At 59.4% G+C, this 25948-nt stretch carries 20 protein-coding genes and 2 rRNA genes; 13 read left to right on the top strand and 9 right to left on the bottom strand.

Going from position 1 to position 25948, the window contains the following annotated elements; all coding sequences use genetic code 11:
* The 9 genes from Thiowin_RS03995 to Thiowin_RS03955 all read left to right on the top strand — a co-directional run bounded on the left by Thiowin_RS03995 (position 1) and on the right by Thiowin_RS03955 (position 9073).
* On the top strand, positions 1-501 hold the full coding sequence (locus Thiowin_RS03995; protein ID WP_328986441.1) for a low molecular weight protein-tyrosine-phosphatase: 501 nt from the start codon (positions 1-3) through the stop codon (positions 499-501).
* A gap of 72 nt (positions 502-573) precedes the next feature.
* A complete protein-coding gene (locus tag Thiowin_RS03990) occupies positions 574-3096 on the top strand; it encodes an ATP-binding response regulator (RefSeq protein WP_328986439.1) in 2523 nt (840 codons plus the stop codon).
* 120 nt (positions 3097-3216) lie between these two features.
* On the top strand, positions 3217-4173 hold the full coding sequence (locus tag Thiowin_RS03985; protein WP_328986438.1) for a response regulator: 957 nt from the start codon (positions 3217-3219) through the stop codon (positions 4171-4173).
* 55 nt (positions 4174-4228) lie between these two features.
* Positions 4229-4603, top strand: a complete 375-nt coding sequence (locus Thiowin_RS03980; protein WP_328986437.1) for an ArsR/SmtB family transcription factor — start codon at positions 4229-4231, stop codon at positions 4601-4603.
* Between the two features lie 108 nt (positions 4604-4711).
* On the top strand, positions 4712-5575 hold the full coding sequence (gene speE, locus Thiowin_RS03975; protein WP_328986436.1) for a polyamine aminopropyltransferase: 864 nt from the start codon (positions 4712-4714) through the stop codon (positions 5573-5575).
* Between the two features lie 15 nt (positions 5576-5590).
* The gene (locus Thiowin_RS03970; RefSeq protein ID WP_328986435.1) at positions 5591-6166 is read left to right on the top strand and encodes a hypothetical protein; all 576 of its coding nucleotides are present in this window, start codon (positions 5591-5593) and stop codon (positions 6164-6166) included.
* 102 nt (positions 6167-6268) lie between these two features.
* Complete coding sequence (locus Thiowin_RS03965) at positions 6269-7060, top strand: Hsp20/alpha crystallin family protein (RefSeq protein ID WP_328986434.1); 792 nt, start codon at positions 6269-6271, stop codon at positions 7058-7060.
* A gap of 35 nt (positions 7061-7095) precedes the next feature.
* Positions 7096-8460 (top strand): MiaB/RimO family radical SAM methylthiotransferase, encoded by a 1365-nt coding sequence (locus tag Thiowin_RS03960; protein WP_328986433.1) that lies wholly within the window; start codon positions 7096-7098, stop codon positions 8458-8460.
* A gap of 166 nt (positions 8461-8626) precedes the next feature.
* Positions 8627-9073, top strand: a complete 447-nt coding sequence (locus tag Thiowin_RS03955) for a hypothetical protein (protein WP_328986432.1) — start codon at positions 8627-8629, stop codon at positions 9071-9073.
* Positions 9074-9148: 75 nt separating this feature from the next.
* On the opposite strand, the gene crcB is transcribed toward Thiowin_RS03955, so the two are convergent.
* From crcB to cmoA, 3 genes are all read right to left on the bottom strand, one after another.
* Positions 9149-9532 (bottom strand): fluoride efflux transporter CrcB, encoded by a 384-nt coding sequence (gene crcB, locus Thiowin_RS03950; protein WP_328986431.1) that lies wholly within the window; start codon positions 9530-9532, stop codon positions 9149-9151.
* A gap of 8 nt (positions 9533-9540) precedes the next feature.
* Positions 9541-10542, bottom strand: a complete 1002-nt coding sequence (gene cmoB, locus Thiowin_RS03945) for a tRNA 5-methoxyuridine(34)/uridine 5-oxyacetic acid(34) synthase CmoB (protein WP_328986430.1) — start codon at positions 10540-10542, stop codon at positions 9541-9543.
* Between the two features lie 96 nt (positions 10543-10638).
* Positions 10639-11385, bottom strand: a complete 747-nt coding sequence (cmoA, locus tag Thiowin_RS03940; protein WP_328986429.1) for a carboxy-S-adenosyl-L-methionine synthase CmoA — start codon at positions 11383-11385, stop codon at positions 10639-10641.
* A gap of 111 nt (positions 11386-11496) precedes the next feature.
* Between cmoA and ppk1 the strand changes: the two genes are divergently transcribed.
* Positions 11497-13941 (top strand): polyphosphate kinase 1, encoded by a 2445-nt coding sequence (gene ppk1, locus Thiowin_RS03935; RefSeq protein WP_328986428.1) that lies wholly within the window; start codon positions 11497-11499, stop codon positions 13939-13941.
* Positions 13942-14022: 81 nt separating this feature from the next.
* On the opposite strand, the gene Thiowin_RS03930 is transcribed toward ppk1, so the two are convergent.
* Together Thiowin_RS03930 and ilvB are read right to left on the bottom strand one after the other, a co-directional pair.
* Complete coding sequence (locus Thiowin_RS03930; protein ID WP_328986427.1) at positions 14023-14469, bottom strand: hypothetical protein; 447 nt, start codon at positions 14467-14469, stop codon at positions 14023-14025.
* Positions 14470-14730: 261 nt separating this feature from the next.
* A complete protein-coding gene (gene ilvB, locus Thiowin_RS03925; RefSeq protein WP_328986426.1) occupies positions 14731-16479 on the bottom strand; it encodes a biosynthetic-type acetolactate synthase large subunit in 1749 nt (582 codons plus the stop codon).
* A gap of 198 nt (positions 16480-16677) precedes the next feature.
* On the opposite strand from ilvB, the gene Thiowin_RS03920 reads away from it, so the two are divergent.
* The 3 genes from Thiowin_RS03920 to Thiowin_RS03910 are packed head-to-tail and all read left to right on the top strand — an operon-like array spanning position 16678 to position 19567.
* Positions 16678-17874: an aspartate aminotransferase family protein gene (locus tag Thiowin_RS03920; RefSeq protein ID WP_328986425.1), complete on the top strand. Its 1197-nt coding sequence runs from the start codon at positions 16678-16680 to the stop codon at positions 17872-17874.
* Positions 17875-17878: 4 nt separating this feature from the next.
* Positions 17879-18820: an ornithine carbamoyltransferase gene (gene argF, locus Thiowin_RS03915; RefSeq protein ID WP_328986424.1), complete on the top strand. Its 942-nt coding sequence runs from the start codon at positions 17879-17881 to the stop codon at positions 18818-18820.
* A gap of 18 nt (positions 18821-18838) precedes the next feature.
* Positions 18839-19567, top strand: a complete 729-nt coding sequence (locus tag Thiowin_RS03910) for a TIGR04211 family SH3 domain-containing protein (protein ID WP_328986423.1) — start codon at positions 18839-18841, stop codon at positions 19565-19567.
* A gap of 3 nt (positions 19568-19570) precedes the next feature.
* On the opposite strand, the gene ilvD is transcribed toward Thiowin_RS03910, so the two are convergent.
* The 4 genes from ilvD to Thiowin_RS03890 all read right to left on the bottom strand — a co-directional run bounded on the left by ilvD (position 19571) and on the right by Thiowin_RS03890 (position 25833).
* On the bottom strand, positions 19571-21424 hold the full coding sequence (gene ilvD, locus Thiowin_RS03905; protein WP_328986422.1) for a dihydroxy-acid dehydratase: 1854 nt from the start codon (positions 21422-21424) through the stop codon (positions 19571-19573).
* Positions 21425-21508: 84 nt separating this feature from the next.
* A complete protein-coding gene (locus Thiowin_RS03900) occupies positions 21509-22630 on the bottom strand; it encodes a DegT/DnrJ/EryC1/StrS family aminotransferase (protein ID WP_328986421.1) in 1122 nt (373 codons plus the stop codon).
* A gap of 88 nt (positions 22631-22718) precedes the next feature.
* Positions 22719-22834 (bottom strand): 5S ribosomal RNA (gene rrf, locus Thiowin_RS03895).
* Between the two features lie 106 nt (positions 22835-22940).
* Positions 22941-25833, bottom strand: a 23S ribosomal RNA gene (locus Thiowin_RS03890).
* Between the last annotated feature and the right edge of the window lie 115 nt (positions 25834-25948).

The following is a 25948-nucleotide window of genomic DNA, read 5'->3' as shown; positions in this document are numbered from 1 at the left end:
ATGACTGACACAACCAATACCAAGCAAGATAGGATTCGCGTGCTTTTTGTCTGCATGGGCAATATCTGTCGTTCCCCGACAGCCCAGGGCGTCTTTCGCCAGCTTGTCGAGCAAGCGGGGCTGGCTGATCGCATCGAGATCGACTCCGCCGGCACCCATGCCTACCATGTTGGCGAGCCGCCGGATCGGCGTGCGACCGAGACCGCCAGAAGGCGCGGAATCAATCTCAGCGATCTGCGCGCCCGGCGCGCAACCGTGGAGGACTTTCATGCCTTCGACTATGTGCTGGCAATGGACAGGGACAACTTCCGTGATCTCAGCGAGTTATGCCCGCCGGGGCTGAGCAACAGGCTTAAGCTTTTCATGGACTTTGCTCCCCAGGCACCGGTGCGCGAGGTGCCCGACCCCTACTACGGTGGACCAAGCGGCTTCGACCGGGTGCTGGATCTGGTGGAGGCGGCCAGCGCCGGGTTGCTGAAGGACATCCGCCGCCGGTTGTAACAGCCTATCAAGCCCCCGCATCCACTCGACTCCGCCCGACTCCATCCGCCGACCACCGATTCCGGCCCAGGGATGAAACTCCGCTACTACATCCTCGCGCTGTTGTTGCTCTTTGGCTTGGTGCCGCTGATGCTGGCCTTGGTGATCAATCTGCCGCTGGTGGTGGAGCGCACCACCATCTTCTACCAAAAGGCCTATTTGCAGAACCTGCGCGCGGATTTTCGCGATCTTGACCAGCATCTGGCCAGTCGCGATGAAATCATCCGACTGCTGGCCAAGTTGCCAGACCCCGGAATCCTGCTCGGCACCGCCAACAGCGAGCAGCAGGTCGATCTTGCCCGCGCACGCTATACCAGCTGGATCAACCAGATGCTGTCCGATCAGGGCGACATCATTGAAATTCAGTTTCTCGACGCCCAGGGCCAGGAGCGCTTCTGGCTGGAGCGCGATGCGCAAGACCGTCGCTGGCGTCCGACCCCAAGCCCGCCCGAGCCACCCAATCTGGGTTTTAGCAATGCCGCCATCAAACTCCAGCCCGGCGAGGTCATGGTCAGCCGGATTCGAGTCAATCCCTATGCCGGTAGCCGCGATCCGCGCCATCTGCTGACCCTGCAACTGGCGAGCCCCATCGGCGAGCCAGTCAAGCCGGGCGAACCCGCGCAGGGTCTGCTGCTGATGACAGTGGATGTGGGCGGTCTGGCCCAGTTTTACCGCAATACGCTCTGGGTGCATCACAGCGGCAGCTATCTGCAACCCGGCCAGCCCATCAGCGACGCCCCCCAGGCCTTCAGCGATTTTCCCGGCTTGGAGCAGCTGTTTGCCGAGGGCAAGCTGGCGCTGTCAAAATCCACCGCTGGCGAGCCCTATCTGTGGGTGCCCATGTTCCAGACCGAGGACGGGCTGCCCCTGTGGGTTGGCCGACCGGTGGATTCCTCGCCCATTGCCGATTTTCGCAACACCCTGATTGTGCGCGTCCTGTCCATTGTGCTGGTGCTGGTACTAGCGGTCATGGCGATCGCGCGGGCCATCGCGCGCCGCGCCGAGCACTTTGGGCGCGAGCTGACCACCGGCGTGCAGCACATTCTGCGCGCGGGCGAACCCTTGCAGCTCCACTGGCGCGGCCCCTTCGAGGTGCGCGAGCTTGGCGAGCAGCTCAGTGCTCTGTCGCGCTCCCACTCCGAGCACATCGCGACCGAGCGCCAGCACATGCGCGAACTCGAGCGCTCCAACCGCTATAAGTCGGAGTTTCTGGCCAATGTCAGCCATGAGTTGCGCACGCCGCTCAATGCCATTTTGCTGCTGTCGAAAATGCTCGCCGACCAGGAATCCGGCCTGGAGGGCGAGCAACGCCGCCAGGCGCAGGTGATTCACGAGGCCAGCCGCGATCTTCGCGGGCTGATTGACAATATTCTGGATATCTCGCGGATTGAGGCCGGACAGGTGGCCATGCATCTGGAATGGGTGGATCTGCCCTCGATGCTCGAGGAACTGGTCAATCTGACCGAGGCCATTTTCACCACCAAGGGGTTGGCGCTGGATTTGGACATCGCGCCCAATGTGCCAAGCCGCATTTACAGCGACCGCGACAAAATTCGCCAGATCATCAAGAACTTTCTGTCCAACGCGGCCAAGTTCACCCATCAGGGCCGGGTGCTGATCACCGCCGAGGCGCATGGCGATCCTCGCTACCCGGTGGCCATCAGCGTGAGCGACACCGGCATCGGCATCGCGCCCGGCAAGGAGGAGATCATTTTCGATGCCTTCCAACAGGCGGATGGCTCGACCCGGCGCCGCTATGGCGGCACCGGTCTGGGACTGTCCATCAGCCGCGAGTTGGCCGGACTGCTGAATGGCAAAATATCGGTCGACAGCGCCCTGGGTCAGGGCAGTCGCTTCACCCTGGCGCTGCCACTGTCGCTCGCCCCCGATCAGCCCGATGGCCCCGATGGTATGGAGATCATCGAGAGCCATGGCGCCCCCATCAGCACCCACCTGATGCCGGTCAATGACGACAGCATGGACGATGACATGCCAAACGACATGCCAGATGACTCCCTGGATGACTCTCGCGAAAATAGAGACAGTCCCGCACCGGGCCAGCCGCGACGCAGCGCGGAAGATCGCGCCAAAAACCAGGACACCAGCAAGGCGATCAAGGCCATCAGGCGCCGGCTGGAACAGGCCGATCTTGGCCCACGCTGGATTCTGTTGCTGGAACGCGATATTCAAAGCCTGCTCAATCTCACCGCCTATCTGAAAGACTTCGGCCTGCGGGTACAAACGGCTGCGGATGTCGATGAGGCGCTCGAAGCCCTGAACGAGGATCCCGACTGCGCCCTGATTCTCTTTGCTGCCCTACCCGACCCCGGGCGCACCTGTGATAGCATCGCGCGCTTGCAAGCCGATCAGGCCGGCGCCCAACTTCCAGTGATCGTGATGGGAGCGCCCGAGGATGATGCCCTGCAGGGCTATGTCGCCGCGGGCGCCACGGCCTTTTTCAGCAAACCCCTTGCGGCGGAGGATCTGATCGAGCTGATTGATCGCCTGATCGCGCGGGAAGCCGAGTCGGATGGCCATGGTGACGCGCCGCCATGACCGCCCAGCCCTGCCATTCCCTCCAGTCATGCCACCAGCCACACCCCAGACCCGCACCCAACCATGGACCCAGCAGCGAGCCAAGCAGCCTCGGCCCGACCCACAGCAAAGGCAACCGCCATGCCCGCCACACCTGGCTACAAGGTACTGATTGTCGATGACCATCAGCACAACCTCTACACCCTGCGCACCCTGATCGAAAAGCATCTGGAGGCCGAGGTACTGGAGGCGGCTTGCGGACGCGAGGCGATCGACATCACCCTTGATCAGCGCGACATCGATCTGATCATCCTAGATGTCCAGATGCCGGAGATGGACGGCTTTCAGACCGCCTCCTTGCTCAAGCTGCGCAAGCGTACCCGGGATATTCCCATTATTTTCCTGACCGCCGCCTTTAAGTCCGAAGAGTTCCAGCAACGCGGCTTTGCCGTGGGCGCGGTGGATTATCTGCTCAAACCCATTGACGATCTGCTGCTGATCAACAAAATCAGCACCTATTTCCGGCTCATCGAGAAGGAGCGCGGACTCAATCGCATCCTGGAGCAAAAAGTCGCCGAGCGCACCGCCCAACTGGAGCGCGAGAAACAATACAGCGAGCGCATCATCACCCACATGGGCGAGGCGCTGCTGGTGCTAAATCCGCAAGGCGAGATCACATTCGCCAACCCCGCCGCCCGTGCGATGCTCGACTATCAGATTGATGATCTCATCGGCATGGCCATTGGCGACGTGTTCGAAGAAGAAGGCGACGAGGAAGCTGGCGCCTTCATGGGCACTTGGCTGGAGGCGCTGATCCGCACCGGCGCGCTCAGCAAGATCGACGCCCGCTTTATCGCCCGGGATGGCTCACGCGTACCCATATTGTTTTCACGCACCGCCCTACTGGACCCGAGCGGGCAAATCAGCGACATTATCTGCATCGCCAAGAACATGACCGGTTATATTCGGGTGCCAGACACACCGGAACCAGACGAACCGGAAAAACGGCAGCTGGCAGAGCGGTATCAGGAGCACCAGGCGGCGGGGGCGAGCGAACCGACGACCAGCGACCGCCACACCAATACCGCTTGGGCTTGACTTTGGCCAGGCGGGCAATCATTCGATTTTCGCATCCAGCACGAGGGCTGGCCGCATGAGCGAGCAAACGACCGAGCAACAACCGAGGAATTCCGCCCCAGGGACTCTCAACCCGGTGCGCCCAGGAGCGGAGAACGCCACCCTGACCGCCAATGCGCTCAAAGCCATGGCGCATCCGCTGCGGTGGAAAATTCTCTGCTCGCTCGGTGATCGCGAACTCTCGGTCGGTGAGATCGTCGAGCGCACCGGCACCTCGCAGAGCAATATCTCTCAGCACCTTGAGCAATTGCGCAACAAGAATATTGTGATCTCGCGCAAGGACGCCAACCGGATTTTCTATCGTATCCGCAATAGCCAACTCTTGGAGCTGATTGGCATCATGCGCGACGTGCTCTGTCCCGCCAATCTTGACGACCACTACCCGCGTTAAGGTCATGTCCGTGCATCAGCATCCCCGCCGCGCATGTCGACAAACCCGGAGGGGCGAATGCATCCACCCCTGTTCACGACTCACTGATTCCCGATCATTGGAGACATCATGCTGAATCCAGAGGAATGGTTCACCGAGATCGTCGAAGACTCGGGCAGCGCTTTTTCATTGCGCATCAAGAGCAAGCTGCATGAAGAGCAAACGCCCTACCAGAGCATTGAGGTTTACGACACCGAGGGCTTCGGCCAACTCATGGTGATCGACGGCTTCACCATGCTGAGCAGCCGGGATAATTTTCTTTATCACGAAATGCTCTCGCATCCAGTGCTCTTCACCCACGAGGCCCCACGCCATGTCGCCATCATCGGCGGTGGCGACTGCGGCACCCTGAGGGAAGTGCTCAAACACCAGGATATTGAGGTCGCGGTGCAAATCGACATCGACGAGCGCGTGACCCGGGTGGCCGAGCAGTTTTTCCCTGAACTCACGGCTTGCAATCAAGATCCGCGCGCCACCTTGCTGTTCGAGGACGGCATCGCCTGGATCCGCCATGTCGAGCGGGCCAGCCTGGATGTGATTATCATCGACAGCACCGACCCGGTCGGCCCGGCCGAGGGGCTGTTCACCGCCGACTTCTACCGTGATTGCCTGGCCGCCCTGGCCCCCGGCGGCCTGCTGGTGCAACAGAGCGAGTCCCCGCTGTATCACATGGACATCATCCGCGGCATGCATACCGACCTGGCCAGCGCTGGCTTCGCCGACCAGCGCACCTTGTTTTTTCCACAGACCATTTACCCTTCCGGCTGGTGGAGCGCGACCATGGCCGCCAAGGAGCGCAGCCTGGATGCGTGGCGCCGGGACGCGGCCGAGTCACGCGGCTTCGCCACCCAGTACTACAACGCGGCCGTGCATCAAGCGGCCTTGGCGGCGCCTCAGTTCTTTGTCGATGCCATGGCCGAGGCGCCCGCCTGAGTGACCACAGCGAACATGACTTCGGAAAGCGCCGTCGCACCAGCGAATAAGCCACTTTCCGAGGCGAACGCAGTACCCGAGGTTCTGCGCTTCGGCGGGGCAGATCGAGCGCTGATCAACCAGGTGCTCGGCGACTATGGTTTGCGCCTGCGCGAACTGCCGGCCGATGCCGAGATCCCGGGTTCCTACTGGGGCACGCCCGAGGCCGGCCTGATCGGCCAGCAGTTGCTGGTGCGCCCCGACACGCCGGTGCATTCCCTGTTGCACGAGGCTTGTCACTTCATCTGCATGGACAAGGACCGCCGCGCCCGCCTGCACACCGATGCCGGTGGCACGGTCGCCGAGGAAAACGCCGTCTGCATGCTGCAAATCCTGATTGGCGAGCAACTGCTCGACCTGCCGCGCGCGCGACTGTTCGCCGACATGGACGCCTGGGGGTATTCCTTTCGCTTAGGCAGCGCCCAGGCCTGGTTCGAGCAGGACGCCGAGGATGCCCGTGACTGGCTGCGCGAAGCTGGACTGATTGAGCGCGACGGGCGAGTGCTGGTGCGTGATCTCGGCCGCTCGACACCGGAACCGGGCCACCCCTAGCCGGGCTGCCGCGGGTATAATCAACCTTTGTCCAGCGGCTCCCCAGGAGCCCCGGGATGCCTCCGCCGCTCTCTTCCGCCCATACTTGGGGAAATACCGCCAATGACCACCAATACCTTTCCCACCCGTCAGCCCAAGGCCCGCCTGTTATCCGCCAGCCTGCTGTGCGCCCTGCCCTTCGCCACCATCTTCGGAACCAGTGTGGCGCAAACCACGCCGGCCAATGCCCCGTCGGGCGCGGCAACCTTCCCGACCAGCCAGCCAGCGCCTGTCGGGCCGGCTTATGGGTCTGGTTATGGACCCGGTCATGGAAGTCCTTATGGAACCCCTTATGGAAGCGTCAATGGACCGGTTCACACCCAGGGCATGGCCGGAACAGCAGGCACTTATCCCTTGCCGTCCTCCCACGGGATGGTCACTCCGCCAAACTACCAATCCAACTATCCTTACAGCTATCCGTCCGGCTACGGGCCCGGCCAGGGATCTCCTTACGCCGGCCCCGGCTTTCACGGACCCACTCATGCCAGATCCGGTCATGCCGGTTCTATTGATACCAGGCCAGGTCAATCAAGAGCGGGCGCGCGCCCGATGCCGGAACTCATCCAGGACATCACCGACGAGGGCTATCGGCTGACCATCCGACTGAATCCCAACCAAAAACCCGAGGATATCAAGATCGTGCCACGCGGGCGCGGCCTGTTGATCAGCAGCGTGCGAGAAAGCTACACCAGCTCTGAGCAGGAGGACCAAAACGGGCGTGGTTATCGTCGCAGTTTTAGCTTCTCGAGTGGTCGCTTCCAGCGCCACCTGAGGGTACCGCCCGATGCCAATCCCGGCGCCATGACGCGCACCGACAAAGAGGACAAGGTCGTCATCATCCTGCCACGACGCTGAACGCGACCTGCTCAATCATTCCGCTCGATCATCGCGTGCGTATCCGACTCGAAACACTCGGCTGTCGGCTGAACGAGGCCGAAATCCAGCGCTGGGCGCGGGAGTTCCAGGCTCTGGGGCATAGCCCAGGCGCCTCCGGTCAGGACACCGACCGAGCGCTCGAGCAACCCGTTGATCTTGTCGTGGTCAACACCTGCGCCGTGACCCAGGAGGCGGTACGCAAGTCGCGCCAGCTGCTGCGCCGGGTCCAGCGGCAAAATCCGCGCGCACGCCTGATCGTCAGTGGCTGCGCCACGGCGCTGGATGAAACCGGCCTGGCAGCAACAGGCCTTGACCACAGCGGCATCGACCTGCTCATCGGCAATGCCGACAAAGACCGCCTGGTCGAGATCGCCGCGCGCGAGTTGGCGCTCCCGATCATGCCCGCCACCGCCGAGACCAGCCAGGCCAATCCACTGTTCGCGCGCGGTCGCCAGCGGGCCTTTGTGAAAATTCAGGATGGCTGCCGCCACCAGTGTACCTTCTGCGTCACCACCATCGCCCGTGGTCCCGAACGCAGTCGGCCACTGGCGGACATTGTCGCCGAGATCCAAGAGGCAGCCGCCGAGGGCATCCAGGAGGCCGTGCTGACCGGCGTGCATGCCACCGGCTATGGCGCTGACCTGGGCTGCCGGCTTGAGGATCTGATCGCCGCCGTGCTGCGGGACACCGACATCCCCCGTCTGCGCCTCGGCTCGATCGAGCCCTGGGGCCTGAGCGAAGGCTTCTGGCACCTATTCGAGAACCCGCGCCTGGCGCCCCACCTGCATCTGCCGCTGCAAAGTGGCTCTGATCGCATTCTCAAGCGCATGGGCCGACGCTGCGACAGTGCCACCTATCGCGCACTCATTGCCCAGGCACGCCAAGGCATCACCGACTTCAACCCAACAACCGACATCATCGTTGGCTTTCCTGGGGAGAGCGAGTCGGACTGGGAACAGACCTTGAACGCAGTCACCGAGAACGGCTTCGGCCATGTCCATATTTTTTCCTACTCACCACGCCCCGGCACCCGCGCCGCCGGAATGGACGGGCAGGTGTCGGCCGAGGTGAAGCGCGCCCGCACCCGAGAACTGAACCAACTTGCCGCGCAGCTGAAAAAAGCGACATTGCAGGCAAACCTTGGGCGCACCCTGCCAGTGCTGTTCGAAAGCGGCCTGGCCAAAGCTGGCGGCGCACCACCCTGCGGTTACACACCCAATTATCTGCCAGTGCGGCTCGAGAGCACGGCGACGCCTGGACCACGGCACCATGACTGGACCAATCGCATCGCACACCTGACACTGACCGGCATCAGCGCCGATGGCTGCACATTGCTTGGCATGCCGCGCGCCATCGAGGCCAGGCCAGTGAATCCCTAGTGACTCCGGGCCATCTTCCAGAACTCCTTAAGGCAGTCTTTTCCAGCCAGGCCAGGCTCGCGCTATACTGCAGCCAACAAGACCCAAGCGACATCTATCAGCCTGGCGCGGCGCCAGGTCAGGCGCTCACCGCCAGCCGCCCCATCGTCCCGCCGGAGCTTAAAGGATGAACGACACTCTGAGCAAAATTCGCCAAAAAGCTGGTCAAAGCGGCGAATCACAAATGCTGCAAAAGGAGTCGAAGGACTCCACGGCCGCCATGCGCGCCAAGGCGGCCGAGCCGCTAATGACCGCCTTTCGCGATATCCAGAACGAATTTGTCAAAATTGACCTGCTCAAGCAGATCTGGCCGAACGACTTTGACCGCCGCAACGACCGCCTGGGCGGCCTGGTGGCTGAAATCCTCGGCGACCCGCGCTTTCCGCATGGCATCAAGCTCATGGTTCCAGGCGGCTTCCGCAGCTTTTCCGTTGACCTCTCGACTGACGGAACCCTGTGCTACAGCTCCGCACGCGAGCCGCACAGCGGCCGTGCGCAGTATGTGCATTTTCAAAACGAGGAGCAGTGGATGGAATTCTTCTATAAAACCATGGCCTACATCCTGGAAGTCTAGTTACTGCTGGACGCGCGTAACTGACGCCTTGGTTCCAGGCATCACGCGAGGCCCGCTCCGAGCCCCAGCTGGCAATCATAGCGCCCGCGCCGCGACCATGCCGAGCCAGCAGGCACCAAGGCATAGCAGCAGGCTAGCGCCCACGTTCAGGAAAGCGCGCAGCACCTCCCCCTGTTCCACCAGCGTCAGCGTTTCCAGCGAGAAGGTGGAGAAGGTGGTGAAGGCACCGAGAAAGCCGATGAGAATGGCCGCACGCCATTCCGCCGAGACCAGGCTGCGTTCAAGAAAGAGCACGAAGAGCACGCCCATCAGCAGTGAGCCACTCAGGTTGACAGCCAAAGTACCCCATGGAAAGTCGCGCCCAAGCAGACGATAGACACCGTTTGAAAGGGCAAAACGCGCGACGGCGCCAAGGGCTCCACCGGCCGCGATGGCACTGAGTTGTAACATACCGAGCATGAAGCGAGCTACCCCCTCTGTGCAATGAGCATGGCGCGCACGGGTGCGGGATAGCCCTCGCAGGTGCGGCCTAGGTCTGTTGGATCGAGAAAATCGGCCAGGGACTGAAAGCGCATCCAGTCGGTGCCGCGCTGCTCGGCACTGGTGGTGACCGTCAGATCGACAAGCTCGATTTGGCGGAATCCAGCCGCGCGCAGCCAGGCTTGCAAGCGCGTCATACTGGGAATGGCATAAACATTTCGCATTTGCGCATAACGCCCTGTTGGTTCCAGCAACGCATCGCCGGAAACATCCAGCACTAGGGTCTCCAGCAGCAGCCGTCCGCCCGATTGTAGCAAGGGCCGCAGAATCTTTAAGTGCCGCAAAGGATCGCGGCGGTGATAGAGCACGCCCATGGATAGTAGCAAATCCACACTCGCGGCTTGATCAGCCAGATCCTCATCGGCCAAGGGCAGCACAGCAAGCCTGTCGCTGCGCAGAAAGTGATTGACCGCGAGAAATTGGGCGACGAAGCGCAGGCCAGGATCAATGCCCAGCACCAGGCGCGCGCCAGCGCCGAGGGCGCGATAGCCGTAGTAGCCATTACCGCAGCCGAGATCCAGCACCATGGCATTGTCAAGATCGCCGAGCGCTTGGGCGGCGCGCGCCCACTTCCAATCAGAGCGCCATTCGGCATCAATCATGACGCCATGCAGACAGAAGGGACCTTTGCGCCAGGGATGCAGGCCCATGAGCGCTGCGCGCAGTTCGCCATGGGCTGGCGCATCCAGCGGCTGCGCCGACGTGACCCCGACGCAGGGCTGAGCAAAAGAGCGCTCATGGGCCTGAATGTCCGGCAGCCGCGCAAGCAGCGACATCCACCGCGCCCAGTCCCCATGCCGGGGCGCTTGCAGCCGCGCTTGCGTCAGGGCGCGCAGCCTGGGCAGCCAGGCGGCCGCACCGCTCTGCTGCCAGTGGGCAAAAAAGGGCGCGAAAGGCGCTGAAATGATTTGCGCGACACTCTGAACCACAGTACTTCACCCCAAGCCGGCAACACTGCATCCCAAGTCGGCGAAGACAATCGCGTCGACCAGGATGGCGACAGCATCTTCGTTCTGCCTGACCACTTAGACCCAGGCCGCCCAGGCCATGAAGTTGAGACATTGAAACCAGGGCACCACCTGGGTGAATCCAGCGGCGCGCAGCCGTTCGGCATGCATCTCGGCGGTATCCAGGCGCATGACGCGTTCGAGCGCGGTGCGCTTGCGGCTGATTTCAAGCTCGGAGTAGCCATGGGCGCGCTTGAACCCGGCATGTGCCTCGCTAAGCAAGCGTTCGGCATCGGGGTTGGCGCTATGCACTTTCTCGGCCAACAGCAGGCCGCCGCCCGGTTGCAGACGCTCGCGCAGGCGTCGCAGCAGCGCGAGCCGCTGCTCCGGGGCGATGAATTGCAGCGTTAGATTGAGCACCAGCAGGCTGGCGCCGCTGGTGTCGACCTCCGTCAGATCTTCACAGCGCACTTGCAGCTGCCCGCCTTCAATTTCCCCGGCCAGGCGCTGCCTCAAACGATCGATCATGGCTTCGGAATTATCCACCGCTATGACGCTCAGTCCCAGGTGCGAATACTGCCCGAGCAGCGCCGCGCTCACGGCGCCAAGGGAGCAACCGAGGTCGAAGCAAATGGCGCCAGAGTGCAGAAAACGCCCAGCCAGAACGGCCATCAGTTGCACCAGATCGCGATAACAGGGCACGGAACGACAGATCATGTCGGAAAACACCCGCGCGACTGAATCATCAAAAGTAAAATCTCCGGGCACCACCTCCATGCTTGCAAACAGGCGGTCGCGCACATCCTCTTCAAAGGCCATGGTCATTCAGTCAACTTCTAGCAACACAAGTGAGGCGAAAGGCTGCTAGCATAACGCGTTTATCCCGGCCGGATGCCAGCCCCGTCGCTGTTCCACACTGCTGATCAGGACACGCCCATGACTTTCACTGATACCACCGATGCCCAGGATTCCGTCTCCCCACGTGCGATGGAACCCGAATCCAATGCCCCACACGCCAAGGAGTCGGAGCCGGGCGATCCAGAGGAACTCGGCACAGGGTCTCTCGATGGGGACGCCTTTGATCAGGATACCCTTGATGGGGATCTGGCCCTTAAGGAGACCGAGGATGCGCCTCTTGAACCTGTTGCCGCATCCGCATCTGCGGATGAGGATTTCGCCCCATCGACATCTGAATCCAAATCCGACACCGGTCCCGCCCAGGCGCTCCCACCTCCCGAGGAAATCGACCTTGATGACCCGGCACTCTACTTAAACCGGGAGCTGACCTGGCTGGCCTTTAACCAACGGGTACTGCACGAGGGCCAAGACCCGCGCACGCCGCTGCTGGAGCGGGTGAAGTTTCTGGCCATCGTCAGCAACAACCTCGATGAGTTTTTCATGAAGCGCATCGGCGGGCTCAAGCAGCAGCTTGCCGCCGGGGTGCATTCGCGCACCATCGACGGGCGCACGCCAGAGCAACAACTGGCGGAATGCCGCGAGATGATCGCCCAGATTCAGGACGATCAGATGCGGCTATTCAACAGCCTGATCGAAGAGCTGACAGCCCAGGATATTCGCCTGGTTGGCATCAGCGAGCTACCCGAGGATGCGCGCCAACGCCTGCGTGAGCACTTCCGCACCAACATTTTCCCCATGATCACGCCCCTGGCGATGGACCCAACCCATCCTTTCCCCTTCATCTCCAACCTGGCGCTCAACCTGCTGGTGCGACTGCGCTTCCCCGGCGGTAACGAGACCTACATGGCGCGCATCAAGGTACCGGTCAGCAAGGATGTGTCCAAGCGGCTGATTCAGGTCGATGATGTCAATACCTTTGTCACCCTGGATGACTTGATCGCGAACAACCTCGACATGCTCTTTCCCGGCATGGAAATCGAAAGCTGTGAGCTGTTCCGCGTCACCCGCAATGCCATTGTCGAGCCAGAAGCCGAAGCGGCCAACGACCTGCTGGAAATGATCGAGACCGAGCTGCGCGAGCGCCACTTCGCGCCCATTGTGCGTCTGGAAGTACAGGCCGGCATGGACCCTGTGCATCGCGGCATGCTGGCAGCGGAGCTTGGCCTGAACGAGGCAGAAGATGTGTATGAAGTCGCCGGTATGATTGCCAAGCGCGATTTGTTTGAGCTGGCGGGACTGAGTCGGCCCGAACTGCATGACAAAACCCATCGTCCCGGCGATCATCCCTTGCTGGCCAATGACAGGCGCAACATCTTTCATGTCATTCGCGAGAACGGGCCGCTGCTACTGCAGCACCCCTATGAGTCGTTCTCCACCACGGTGGAGCGATTTCTGTCAACGGCCGCCAAGGACCCCAAAGTGCTGGCAATCAAGATGACGCTCTATCGCACCTCGGCCGGCGCCATTCTGGACGCACTCATCGAGGCAGCTCGCAACGGCAAGCAGGTGGCGGTACTGGTGGAACTCAAGGCGCGCTTCGATGAGGCGGCCAACATCGGCTGGGCGCGCCGACTGGAGTCAGAGGGGATTCACGTCACCTATGGAGTGATGGGCCTGAAAACCCACAGCAAGCTAATTTTCGTGGTGCGACGGGATTACTCGCAACTACGCCGTTACTATCACATCGGCACCGGGAATTATCATTCCGGCACCGCCAAGCTCTATACCGACCTTGGCATGCTCGGCTGCGACGAAGACATCGCCCAGGATCTCACCGAACTGTTTAATTATTTGACCGGCTATTCCCCACCGCCAAGTTACCGGAAAATTCTCGCCGCGCCCTACACCCTCAAACCGGGCATCCTCAGCCGCATTCAGCGCGAGATTGAGCATCACCAGCGCGACGGCGGCGGGCTCATTCAGATGAAAATGAATGCGCTCGAGGACTCGGATATTACCCGCTCACTCTACAAAGCCAGTCGCGCTGGCGTAAAGGTGGATCTCATTGTGCGCGACACCTGCCGCTTTCGCCCAGGCGTGCCGGGTCTGTCTGAGACCGCAAGGGTGGTCAGCATCGTAGGGCGCTTTTTGGAGCATGCACGGATACTGTACTTCCGCAATGGTGGAGAAGAGGAGTATTTCTTTGGGTCAGCCGACATGATGCGGCGCAATCTGGAAGCGCGGGTGGAAGTTCATGCTCCGGTCGAAAACCCGGAATTACGCCAAGAGCTGCGACTCATTCTCGACGTGCAACTCGCCGACACCCGCTCGGCCTGGGACATGCAGCCGGACGGCACCTACGTGCAGCGACAACCGGCCGATGAAAATACCAAGGGCGCGCAGGAGCTGCTCATTCAAGTAGCCGAAAAGCGCCTGGCCGCGGCGGCCAAGCACAAGGAAAAAAACCTGCGCTCGCGGCTGCTCAGCCATTTCGAGCGCCGACTGGCGGCGCACCAGGGATAGCCTCACCGACTTGGGAACCGGCCTGCGCTCCCCGCGCTGCCGGTTCAAGTCAAGCCAGTTTCAAGCCAGTTTCAAATCAGTTCAGGCAGCTTCCGCTTCATGCTCTTCGAGCTTGCGAATGAGCGGATAAAGGTGCTCAGTCTCGCGTTGAATGCGATCAAGCACCAGGCCGAACATCTGCTCGGTCTCGCTCAGAAAGTGCTCATGGTCGCGAATATGCAAGCGCCGCTGTGGCTCCGAGCACCATTCCTTCAGGTACTGGTTGAAAATTCGCTTGATCTCGGTAGATCCGGACAAAAACCGGTTGGCCGTATTCTTCACAGACTGATCCGGGTAGGAGATCAGGCGGCCGCAGATTTCCCGATCAACCAACTCGATATGCTCCTTGACCTTGGCCGAGTACTCAAAAAACACATCACAAGCGGTTTCTGTATCGCACATTTCGCGATTTTTCACCAGATACAGAAAAATGTTGGATAGTTCCGTGATTTTATGGTTCTGCGCATGCAGTTGAGAGAAGACGATCATCGCTGAATCCTCCGGCGACTTGGTGGCAATGCTATCGACTTTTCACTGGTTATGGGCGATGGCGGCTAAAAACCAGGAAGACGACTTTTTTGTTGGATCAAGTTTTGTTTGATTCAGATGTTTTCTGGATCAGGTCGTAGGAAACTGGCCGCCCGACGTGGAAGCGCGCCCGCCGACAGATTCGACGCGTAAGTCAAGCCCGTCCTTGGCTAATTCTGGCATAGATTCTTCAGCCCGAACAGCCGCGAAAATCCTGTTTCGCTAGGCGCTAGAGGCGATCATAGCATCGAGCTTCTTGCCCGGCGGCACCATGGGCAGCACATCCTCGGCCTTGTCGATCCACACATCCACCAAGACGCTGCCATCTTGGTCCAGCGCCTCGCGAATGCTTTCGCGCAGACCAAGGGGGCCGCGAATACGATGCGTTTTCAGGCCGGGGTAAACATGACTTAGACCAGTCAGGTTCGGGACTTGTCGCCGGCAGGTCTGATCAATGGTCATGCAGTCGGGCTCGCAATCCTCGTTGCGAGCCAAGCAGGTTTCGTAGTGATGGCCACCGTCCATCATGTCCTCCCACTGGCGCACCATGCCGAGAAAGCTGTTATTGAGCACAAAGACCTTGATCGGAATACGGTGCGCAACAACGGTAGCCAGCTCCTGGATGTTCATTTGAAAACTGCCGTCACCATCGACCAGCACCACAGGTTGCTTGGGATTGGCGAACCAGGCACCAATGGCCGCCGGCAAACCAAAGCCCATGGTGCCTAGCCCGCCAGAACTGATCCACTGGCGCGGTCGCCGAAAGCCATAGTACTGGGCTGCCCACATTTGATGCTGGCCCACGCCCGTGACCAGGGTGGCATCACCGGCGGTCAGCTCCGAGAGTATCTCGATGACCGCCTGCGGCTTGATGTAATCTCCCTCCGCGTAGGGTAAGGGCATCTGTTTGCGCCACTCACCAATGCGCGCCATCCAATGCGCATGCCGCGCCTGCATGCCACTAGCGAGCGCATGGTCAAAAAACCTCTCAAGCGATGCCACCAGCGACAAATCCGTCTTGATGGTCTTGTCAATCTCGGAGGGGTCTATATCCACATGGGCAATGCGCTTGCCATCGGCAAAGCCTTTGACCGCGACCCGATCATCGAAGCGACCACCGAGCGTGAGGATAAAATCCGCCTCGCGCAGGGCGTAGTTCGCCGGAATACTGCCATGCATACCGGGCATGCCAAGGGCATGAGACCTGTCCATGGGTACCGCGCCTAGGGCATTGAAGGTCGTGGTGACCGGAGTATCGAAGCACTCGACAAATTGCCGCAAAGCATCGGAAACACCAGCATGAATGACCCCCCCGCCGGCCTTGATCACCGGGCGTTCGGCGGCGGCCAGAGCGGCAAGAATACGATCAGCCGCGGCGGGATCGAAGGGCAGCGACTCGCGATGGCGCACGCGCGGCGGATTGGGCTGATCAAGCAGGGCCATTTGCGCATCCTTGCAAATATCGACCACCACCGGCCCCGGACGACCCGTACCAGCCAGCACAAAGGCCTCGCGCAGCGTCCACTCGAGGTCAGCCACCGTCTTGACGAGGTAGTTGTGTTTGGAGATGGGGCGCGTCATGCCCAAGGTATCCACCTCCTGAAAGGCATCACTGCCAATGGCCGCGCTCGAAACCTGCCCGGTGATAAAAACGGTGGGCACCGAGTCCTTGTAGGCATCGGCAATGGGAGTCGCCAGATTGGTCGCGCCTGGCCCCGAGGTGGCCAGCGCGACGCCCACTCGACCGCTCGCGCGCGCATAACCCTCGGCGGCATGCCCTGCCCCACCCTCTTGGCGACAAAGAATGAAACGCGGCACCCGCTCGCCACGACGCATGCGTTTGTTCAGCTCGACATGTAATGGGATCACAGCCCCGCCAGTGTGACCAAAAATGAACTCAACATTGAGATCATTGAGCACGTCAAAGAGAATAGCCGCGCCACCGCGACCAACGGGAACCGAAGCCGTCATGGAATACCTATTTTCCTAAAAAACAATGTGTGAGTTGTGAGCTTGTACCGCACGCTGATATATTAAGGGTTTTCGTCCGTTTGGCACAGGATACTTTAAACTGGCGGTCTCGGCGCTGCCGCGCAAGACCGCCTTGTTGTTTCTGTCATGCACAAACGCACGGCCCATCCAAATCTTTGCAAGAGTCCCTGACACCCTATGGGCCAATCCCTGATGTCGACCTATTCCCGGTTGCCGGTCACCTTCGCACGCGGCCAAGGTGTCTGGCTATGGGATGCCGAGAATCGCCGCTACCTGGATGCGATCTCCGGCATCGCGGTGTGCGGCCTCGGGCATGCGCACCCAGGTGTCACAGCGGCTCTGTGTGAGCAGGCCGGGCGGCTGGTGCATACATCCAATCTTTACCACATTGCGGCCCAACAGCAACTCGGCGACCGCCTGACCCGGCTTGCCGGCATGGAACGGGTCTTTTTCGGCAACTCAGGGGCGGAGGCCAATGAAGCCGCGATCAAGCTCGCCCGGCTGCGCGCGCATCAACGGGGCATCAAAGACCCCATCATTCTGGTGATGGAATCAAGTTTTCATGGTCGCACCCTGGCAACCCTGACAGCCACCGGCAACCGCAAGGCTCAAGCTGGTTTCGAGCCCCTGGTGCCTGGCTTTGCGCGCGTGCCTTACAACGACATTGATGCGATCGACAAGGTCGCCGCCAGCCGGGCCAGCATCGTTGCCGTGCTTGTCGAGCCCATCCTAGGAGAGGGCGGCGTCATCCTGCCGGCGGCGAATTACCTCCGCGGTCTGCGCGAGCTCTGTGATCAGCATGACTGGCTGCTAATGCTTGATGAAATCCAGACTGGCATGGGACGCACTGGACGGCTCTTTGCCTTCCAGCATGCCGACATCCTGCCCGACGTCCTAACCCTAGCCAAGGGGCTAGCCAACGGGGTCCCCATCGGCGCCTGCTTGGCGCAAGGAGAGGCGGCAGAGATCCTGGGGCCAGGCAGTCACGGCTCCACCTTTGGTGGCAATCCCCTTGCCTGCAGCGCTGCCTTGGCTGTACTGCGAACCCTGGAGCAGGACAACCTGCCTGCTCAGGCCACACGCCAGGGCCAGGCGCTACTAGAGCAGCTGCGCCTGGCGCTCGGCGATCTGCCCGGCGTGCGTGAGGTTCGCGGACTCGGACTCATGATTGGCATTGAGCTCGAGCGCGACTGCATGCAACTCACCCAGCAAGCGCTCGATCAAGGGTTGTTGATCAATGTCACCGCCGGGCGGGTCGTGCGACTGCTGCCACCACTCATCATCGACGACGAACAAATCGCCCTGCTGACGGACGGCCTGACAAGCCTCATTCGCGGTTTTCTCGCCGATGCACCGACCGAGGCCGCGGAGTAACGCCATGGGACAACCACAAGCCCGTCCATTGCGGCATTTTTTGACCCTGCTTGATCTCTCTACCGATGAAGCACAGGCACTTATTGATCGTGCTCGGGCGCTCAAACGCCTGCAACGCGAGGGCATCGATTATCTGCCACTGAAAAGACGCACACTGGCCATGGTGTTTGAAAAATCCTCGACGCGCACACGAGTGTCTTTCGAGGTTGGCATGGCGCAACTAGGTGGACACGCGCTCTTCCTGTCGCCACGCGATACCCAACTGGGGCGTGGTGAGCCCATTCCTGACAGTGCCCGCGTGCTCTCACGCATGGTCGATGCCATCATGATTCGCACCTTTGCGCAGGACACCATCGAGATCTTTGCCCAACACTCAAAGGTACCCGTCATCAATGGTCTGACGGACCGGTTTCATCCCTGCCAGTTACTGGCTGACATTCTGACCTATCATGAGCATCGTGGATCGATTCGCGGACGGCGAGTCGCCTACGTTGGCGATGGGAACAACATGTGCAACTCCTATATCAACGCCGCTCGGCTGTTCGACTTCGATCTGCATATTGCCTGCCCCCGTGGTTTTGAGCCCGATCACGACTTGCTCGCCGACAACGCCGCGCGCTGCCATCTTTCTGACAGCCCGGCGACGGCCCTCACCGGGGCTGATCTGGTCGTCACCGATGTCTGGTCAAGCATGGGGCAGGAAGAACAGGAACACGAGCGCCGCCAAGCATTTGCTGGCTTTTGCATTGATCGCGCACTACTCTCGCGGGCCAGACCGGATGCTCTATTCATGCACTGCCTGCCCGCGCACCGCGGTGAGGAGGTCAGCGCGGAGGTCATTGACGGGCCCCAGTCCGTGGTCTGGGACGAGGCTGAGAACCGGCTGCATGCCCAGAAAGCGCTCTTGGAATTTCTGCTGGTCGGTCCGCCACCGGTCCAGGTTTGACTGGAGTCTTAATCCACCATGCTCACCAGAGTTCAAATTATTAATCATGAGTCTCGCCGCCCCCGACGAACTCTTAGACCCTATCAAGCACTGCTCGCGGCTGTACTCTTGGCTGCAACCCTAATTGCCGCGGCTGAAACGGCTTATATCACCGATGAAGGCGAATTCAACCTGCGCGCTGGGGAAAGCACCGGACATAAGATCGTACGGATACTGCCAAGCGGCACGCAGGTCGACGTGCTAAACCGAGATCAAAAGACCGGATACTCGCGCGTGCGCACCCAAGATGGAACCATGGGCTTCGTGCTAACACGCTATCTTCAGGACAATCCCGCTGCGCGTTCAGAACTTGCCGAGATGCGCGAAACACTTGAACAATTGCAGCAGGAGCCCAATCAGCTCGCGGCCCAACTCAGCCAAACAAAAGAAGCACATGAGAGCCTGAAACAGGAACACGAAGTCATTTCGCAGCGCAATTTTGAGCTTGAAGAAAGGCTGGCGGAACTTGAGCACACATCGGCGAATATTGTTCGCATCAACGAAGAACGCAACCAGTTGCAGGAGGATGTCGCCAAGCTCACCCGAACTGTTGGCGAGCTTGAGCAGGAAAACCTCAATCTGCGTAGCGGGGACGACCGGCGCTGGTTCCTAACAGGCGCCGGTGTCGCCGGTGGTGGACTGCTGTTGGGACTTCTTCTCGCCGGAGTCGGCTTTGGCCGCCGCCGCGGATCACGCGACCTGTTCTAGCTATCAAAGGCTTCCAAGCTGAGACAGATCCCTCACCGCTCCATGCGCGGCACTGGTTGTCAGCGCCGCATAGGCACGCAAGGCTGTCGTGATGGGACGCTGGCGCTTTGCTGGCTTCCATGCCTGATCCGCACGAGCATTCATCCGTGCTAGGCGCTCGGCCAAAGTCTGCTCAGGGACATCCAGATGAATACGCCGGGCCGGAATGTCGATTTCGATCAGATCACCCTCTTCAACCAAGCCGATCATGCCACCCTCGGCCGCTTCCGGCGACACATGACCGATGGACAATCCTGAGGTGCCACCAGAAAAACGCCCATCGGTGATCAGCGCGCAGAATTTTCCAAGGCCCTTGGACTTTAGATAGCTGGTGGGATATAGCATTTCCTGCATGCCTGGACCGCCCTTGGGACCTTCATAGCGGATGATCACGACATCACCCTGGGTCACGCGTTCCAACAGTATACCTTGCACAGCATCTTCCTGACTTTCAAACACTCGCGCATTGCCCCTAAAGCGCAAAATCGAGGCATCGACGCCGGCAGTTTTGACGATACAGCCTTCCTTGGCGAGATTGCCATAGAGCACAGCCAAACCGCCATCGCGACTGTAGGCGGACTCTAATCGTCGGATACATCCCTGGTCCCGATCCAAGTCCAGAGTTGGCCAATGTTCATTTTGGCTGAAGGCCTCCTGGGTTGGCACCCCGCCTGGCGCGGCCAGATACCGCTGCACCACAGCCTCGGCACCGCTACGCATCACATCCCACTGCTCAAGCGCCTGGGCAACCGACAGACTATGAACCGTGGGCACTTGCCGGTGGATCAAGCCTGCTCGGTCAAGTTCGCCCAGAATGCCGATGACCCCGCCAGCCCGGTGCACGTCCTCCATATGATATTGAGCCGCCGCCGGCGCCACTTTGCATAAGTTTGGAACTTTGCGGCTGAGACGGTCAATATCACTCATCGAAAAAGGCACACCGGCCTCGAAAGCGGCCGCGAGCAAATGCAGCACGGTGTTCGTCGAACCGCCCATCGCAATATCAAGCGACATGGCATTCTCGAATGCCTCGAAGGTCGCGATCGACCGCGGCAGGACGCTGGCATCCTCTTCCTCATACCAGCGTCGGGCAAGGGAAACCACTAGCCGCGCTCCCTCCAAGAACAAATCCCGCCGCGCCTGGTGCGTGGCAAGCAGCGATCCATTGCCAGGCAAGCTAAGCCCTAGAGCTTCAGTCAGGCAGTTCATAGAGTTCGCCGTGAACATGCCCGAGCAGGAGCCGCAGGTGGGACAAGCGGAGCGCTCGTACTCAGCAACCTCGGCATCGGTGCGATTGGGATCGGCTGCCGCAACCATGGCGTCAACCAGATCGAGATGCTCTTCCTGTTCGCCTCGGATGACCTTGCCTGCCTCCATCGGCCCCCCTGACACGAAGACAGTTGGAATATTCAGCCGCAGGGCAGCCATTAGCATTCCGGGAGTTATTTTATCGCAGTTTGAAATACACACTAAAGCGTCTGCGCAATGCGCATTGACCATGAATTCCACCGAATCTGCGATCAAATCGCGCGAGGGCAAGGAGTAGAGCATGCCGCCATGCCCCATGGCGATGCCATCATCGACGGCAATTGTATTGAATTCCTTTGCCACGCCACCGGCGCGTTCAATCTCGGCAGCGACCAATTGCCCCATATCTTTCAAGTGCACATGCCCCGGGACGAATTGTGTAAACGAATTGGCGACAGCGATAATCGGCTTATCGAAATCCCCGTCCTTCATCCCGGTGGCCCGCCACAGCGCGCGAGCACCTGCCATATTGCGACCCTGGGTTGTGGTTCGAGAGCGATATTCAGGCATTAGTGATCATCCAAGTGACGTGTGGAAAATTGAAACCTTCCCGGCTTGGGCAGTAAAAGATGAAATAGAAACCAATCTGCCAGTTTAGGAGCAGGCAGCAAGCACAGTGTTGACGATTCGATCCTGATCCTCCTCACTAAGATAAGGGTGCATTGGTAAACTCAAAACGCGGCGAGATACGCGGCGAGAGACTGTCAGATCCTGCGCAGCTGGGTAATTGTCAAAAGCAGGTTGTTCATTGAGCGGAATCGGATAATGCACGGCACTGGGGATGCCCTCGTGTCGCAGGGCTTCAATCACCCCATCCCGGTCGTCGACCTGAATGGTATATTGCGCATAGACTGAAAGCTGATCATCCGGAATAAAAGGAACCAGCAATCCCACCTCCGCATCCCTTGTCAATGCCGCGCCTGCACGCTCGAACTCATCGGTATAGCGCTGACCAATAGCCGCCCGAGCTTGGATTTCTGCTTCAAAGCCATCAAGTTTCGCAAGCAAAATCGCCGCTTGCAAGGTATCGAGCCGGGCGTTGAGACCCAGCAGTGGATGGTGATAGCGCCGATCTTGCCCGTGATTGCGGATTTGCCTCAATGCCTGGGCTAAGTCCGCATCAGAGGTAAAACAGGCTCCGCCATCGCCGTAACACCCCAAGGGTTTGGAAGGAAAGAAGGATGTGCAACCAATTTCACTCAAGCCGCAGGAACGACGTCCACGACTAGCCGCACCAAAACTTTGCGCACCATCCTCGATGACCGGTACCTCAGCTTCGCCCGCAATAGTGCGCACCTCATCGACAGCATAACATTGCCCATAGAGCGACACCGGCATAATGGCGCGGGTCCGCTTGGTGATAGCCGCTGAAATTCCATCCGGAGATATGTTGTAAGACACAGGATCGATGTCAACAAAAACCGGTACCGCCCCAAGAAGCGCGATACTCTCCGCGGTCGCAACGAAGGTAAAAGGCGTGGTGATCACCTCATCCCCCGGCCCAACCCCCAGTGCCATCATCGCCGCCAGCAATGCATCAGTCCCGCTAGAAACAGAGACACAATGCGAAACTTCCACAAAATCAGCAAGTCTCTGCTCCAGCGCAGAGACCTCGGGGCCCATTACGTATTGTCCATGCAGAAGTACACCTTGAACTCCCGAATTGATCGAGTCATGGAGGCGAAGGTATTGGGTTTTTAGGTCAACAAAATCCATTGGCAGCAATTAAACCCCTGCGTTAATCTATTTTTTTAGATAAAAAAAACCCCAGGGAGAATACTCTTCCTGGGGTCTGTAGATAAAGCCCTGGCGGTGACCTACTTTCGCATGGGGAGACCCCACACTATCATCGGCGATACACCGTTTCACTTCTGAGTTCGGGATGGGATCAGGTGGTTCCAGTGCTCTAATGCCGCCAGGAAAAAGGGTTGGCTTCGTGCGTCATGAGCGCGCACTGAGCCGTCTGATTCGGTAAGATCGCAAGGAGTCGCAAGCACGCTACACGCTCAAAGTCTTTGGGCGTTATATGGTCAAGCCGCACGGTCAATTAGTACGGGTTAGCTTCACACATTACTGCGCTTCCACATCCCGCCTATCAACGTTGTGGTCTTCAACGGACCTTTAGGGACCTCAAGGGTCCAGGGAGATCTTATCTTGGGAGGGGCTTCCCGCTTAGATGCTTTCAGCGGTTATCCCGTCCGAACATAGCTACCCGGCAATGCCACTGGCGTGACAACCGGAACACCAGAGGTTCGTCCACTCCGGTCCTCTCGTACTAGGAGCAGCTTCCCTCAAATCTCCAACGCCCACGGCAGATAGGGACCGAACTGTCTCACGACGTTCTAAACCCAGCTCGCGTACCACTTTAAATGGCGAACAGCCATACCCTTGGGACCGACTTCAGCCCCAGGATGTGATGAGCCGACATCGAGGTGCCAAACACCGCCGTCGATATGAACTCTTGGGCGGTATCAGCCTGTTATCCCCGGAGTACCTTTTATCCGTTGAGCGATGGCCCTTCCATTCAGAACCACCGGATCACTAAGACCTAGTTTCCTACCTGCTCGACCTGTCCGTCTCGCAGTCAAGCACCCTTATGCCTTTGCACTCAATGCGCGATTTCCGACCGCGCTGAGGGTACCTTCGTGCTCCTCCGTTACTCTTTGGGAGGAGACCGCCCCAGTCAAACTACCCACCATGCACTGTCCCTGATCCGGATCACGGACCGAGGTTAGAACTCCAAATAGACCAGGGTGGTATTTCAAGGGTGGCTCCACAAAAACTGGCGTTCCTGCTTCAAAGCCTCCCACCTATCCTACACAAGTCGATTCAAAGTCCCGTGCAAAGCTGTAGTAAAGGTTCACGGGGTCTTTCCGTCTAGCCGCGGGTACTCGGCATCTTGACCGAGAGTTCAATTTCACTGAGTCTCTGGTGGAGACAGTGCCGCCATCGTTACGCCATTCGTGCAGGTCGGAACTTACCCGACAAGGAATTTCGCTACCTTAGGACCGTTATAGTTACGGCCGCCGTTTACCGGGGCTTCGATCAAGCGCTTCTCCGAGGATAACGCCATCAATTAACCTTCCGGCACCGGGCAGGCGTCACACCCTATACGTCCGCTTGCGCGTTTGCAGAGTGCTGTGTTTTTAGTAAACAGTCGCAGCGGCCTGGTCTCTGCAACCCCCGTCAGCTCCGCAGGCAAGCCACTTCACTTACCAGGGGCGTACCTTCTCCCGAAGTTACGGTACCATTTTGCCTAGTTCCTTCACCAGAGTTCTCTCAAGCGCCTTGGGATTCTCACCCTGCCCACCTGTGTCGGTTTCGGGTACGGTCAACTATCACCTGATGCTTAGAGGCTTTTCTTGGAAGCGGGGCATCAATCACTTCGTCTCCGTGGAGACTCGTCATCACGTCTCAGGATTGACCCTCCGGATTTGCCTAAAGGATCTCCCTACTCGCTTGAACCAGGACAACCGTCGCCTGGATGACCTAGCCTTCTTCGTCCCCCCATCGCAGTGATACTTGGTGCCGGAATATTAACCGGCTTCCCATCGACTACGCCTTTCGGCCTCGCCTTAGGGGCCGACTCACCCTGCGCCGATGAACGTTGCGCAGGAAACCTTGGGCTTTCGGCGAGGGGGCTTTTCACCCCCTTTATCGTTACTCATGTCAGCATTCGCACTTCCGATACCTCCAGCATGCTTGACAACACACCTTCAACGGCTTACGGAACGCTCCCCTACCATGCGAGCAAGCTCGCATCCGCAGCTTCGGTACATGGCTTAAGCCCCGTTACATCTTCCGCGCAGGCCGACTTGACCAGTGAGCTATTACGCTTTCTTTAAAGGATGGCTGCTTCTAAGCCAACCTCCTGGCTGTCTGGGCCTTCCCACATCGTTTCCCACTGAGCCATGATTTTGGGACCTTAGCTGGCGGTCTGGGTTGTTTCCCTCTTGACGACGGACGTTAGCACCCGCCGTCTGTCTCCCGTGATTGCACTTGCCGGTATTCGGAGTTTGCATCGGTTTGGTAAGCCGGGATGGCCCCCTAGCCGAAACAGTGCTCTACCCCCAGCAGTGAGACACGAGGCGCTACCTAAATAGCTTTCGGGGAGAACCAGCTATCTCCGGGCTTGATTAGCCTTTCACTCCGACCCACAGCTCATCCGAATCTTTTTCAACAGATCCCGGTTCGGGCCTCCAACGCGTGTTACCGCATCTTCACCCTGGCCATGGGTAGATCGCCCGGTTTCGGGTCTACTCCCAGCAACTATGACGCCCGTTTAAGACTCGCTTTCGCTACGCCTCCCCTATCCGGTTAAGCTTGCTACTGAGATGTAAGTCGCTGACCCATTATACAAAAGGTACGCCGTCACCCGTCTAATGACAGGCTCCGACTGCTTGTACGCAGACGGTTTCAGGTTCTATTTCACTCCCCTCACGGGGGTTCTTTTCGCCTTTCCCTCACGGTACTGGTTCACTATCGGTCGGTCGGGAGTATTTAGCCTTGGAGGATGGTCCCCCCATGTTCAGACAGGATTTCACGTGTCCCGCCTTACTCGATTTCACGATAGTTGGCTTTCATGTACGGGGCTTTCACCCTGTTTCGCTGGCCTTTCCAGACCATTCCATTAGCCGCCCTATCGCTTAAGGGCTGTTCCCCGTTCGCTCGCCGCTACTGAGGGAATCTCGGTTGATTTCTTTTCCTCTGGGTACTTAGATGTTTCAGTTCCCCAGGTTCGCCTCTTGAACCTATGTATTCAGTCCAAGATACCTGCCTTGCGACAGGTGGGTTTCCCCATTCGGATATCCCCGGATCAAAGCTTGTTTGCCAGCTCCCCGAGGCTTTTCGCAGGCTACTACGTCCTTCATCGCCTCCGACCGCCTAGGCATCCACCGTCTGCGCTTTGTCACTTGACCATATAACCCCAAAGACTTTTTTTGTCCTGCTAATGGCAGTGCCTGTCTCAGGGCTCTATGATTGCTGACGCTTGCGCATACACCAACAGCCCGCGCTGCTGACGTATGCCTTACG

Source organism: Thiorhodovibrio winogradskyi (assembly GCF_036208045.1).
In the GTDB taxonomy this organism is placed as follows: domain Bacteria; phylum Pseudomonadota; class Gammaproteobacteria; order Chromatiales; family Chromatiaceae; genus Thiorhodovibrio; species Thiorhodovibrio winogradskyi.
This window is presented reverse-complemented; position numbering and strand designations above follow the sequence as displayed.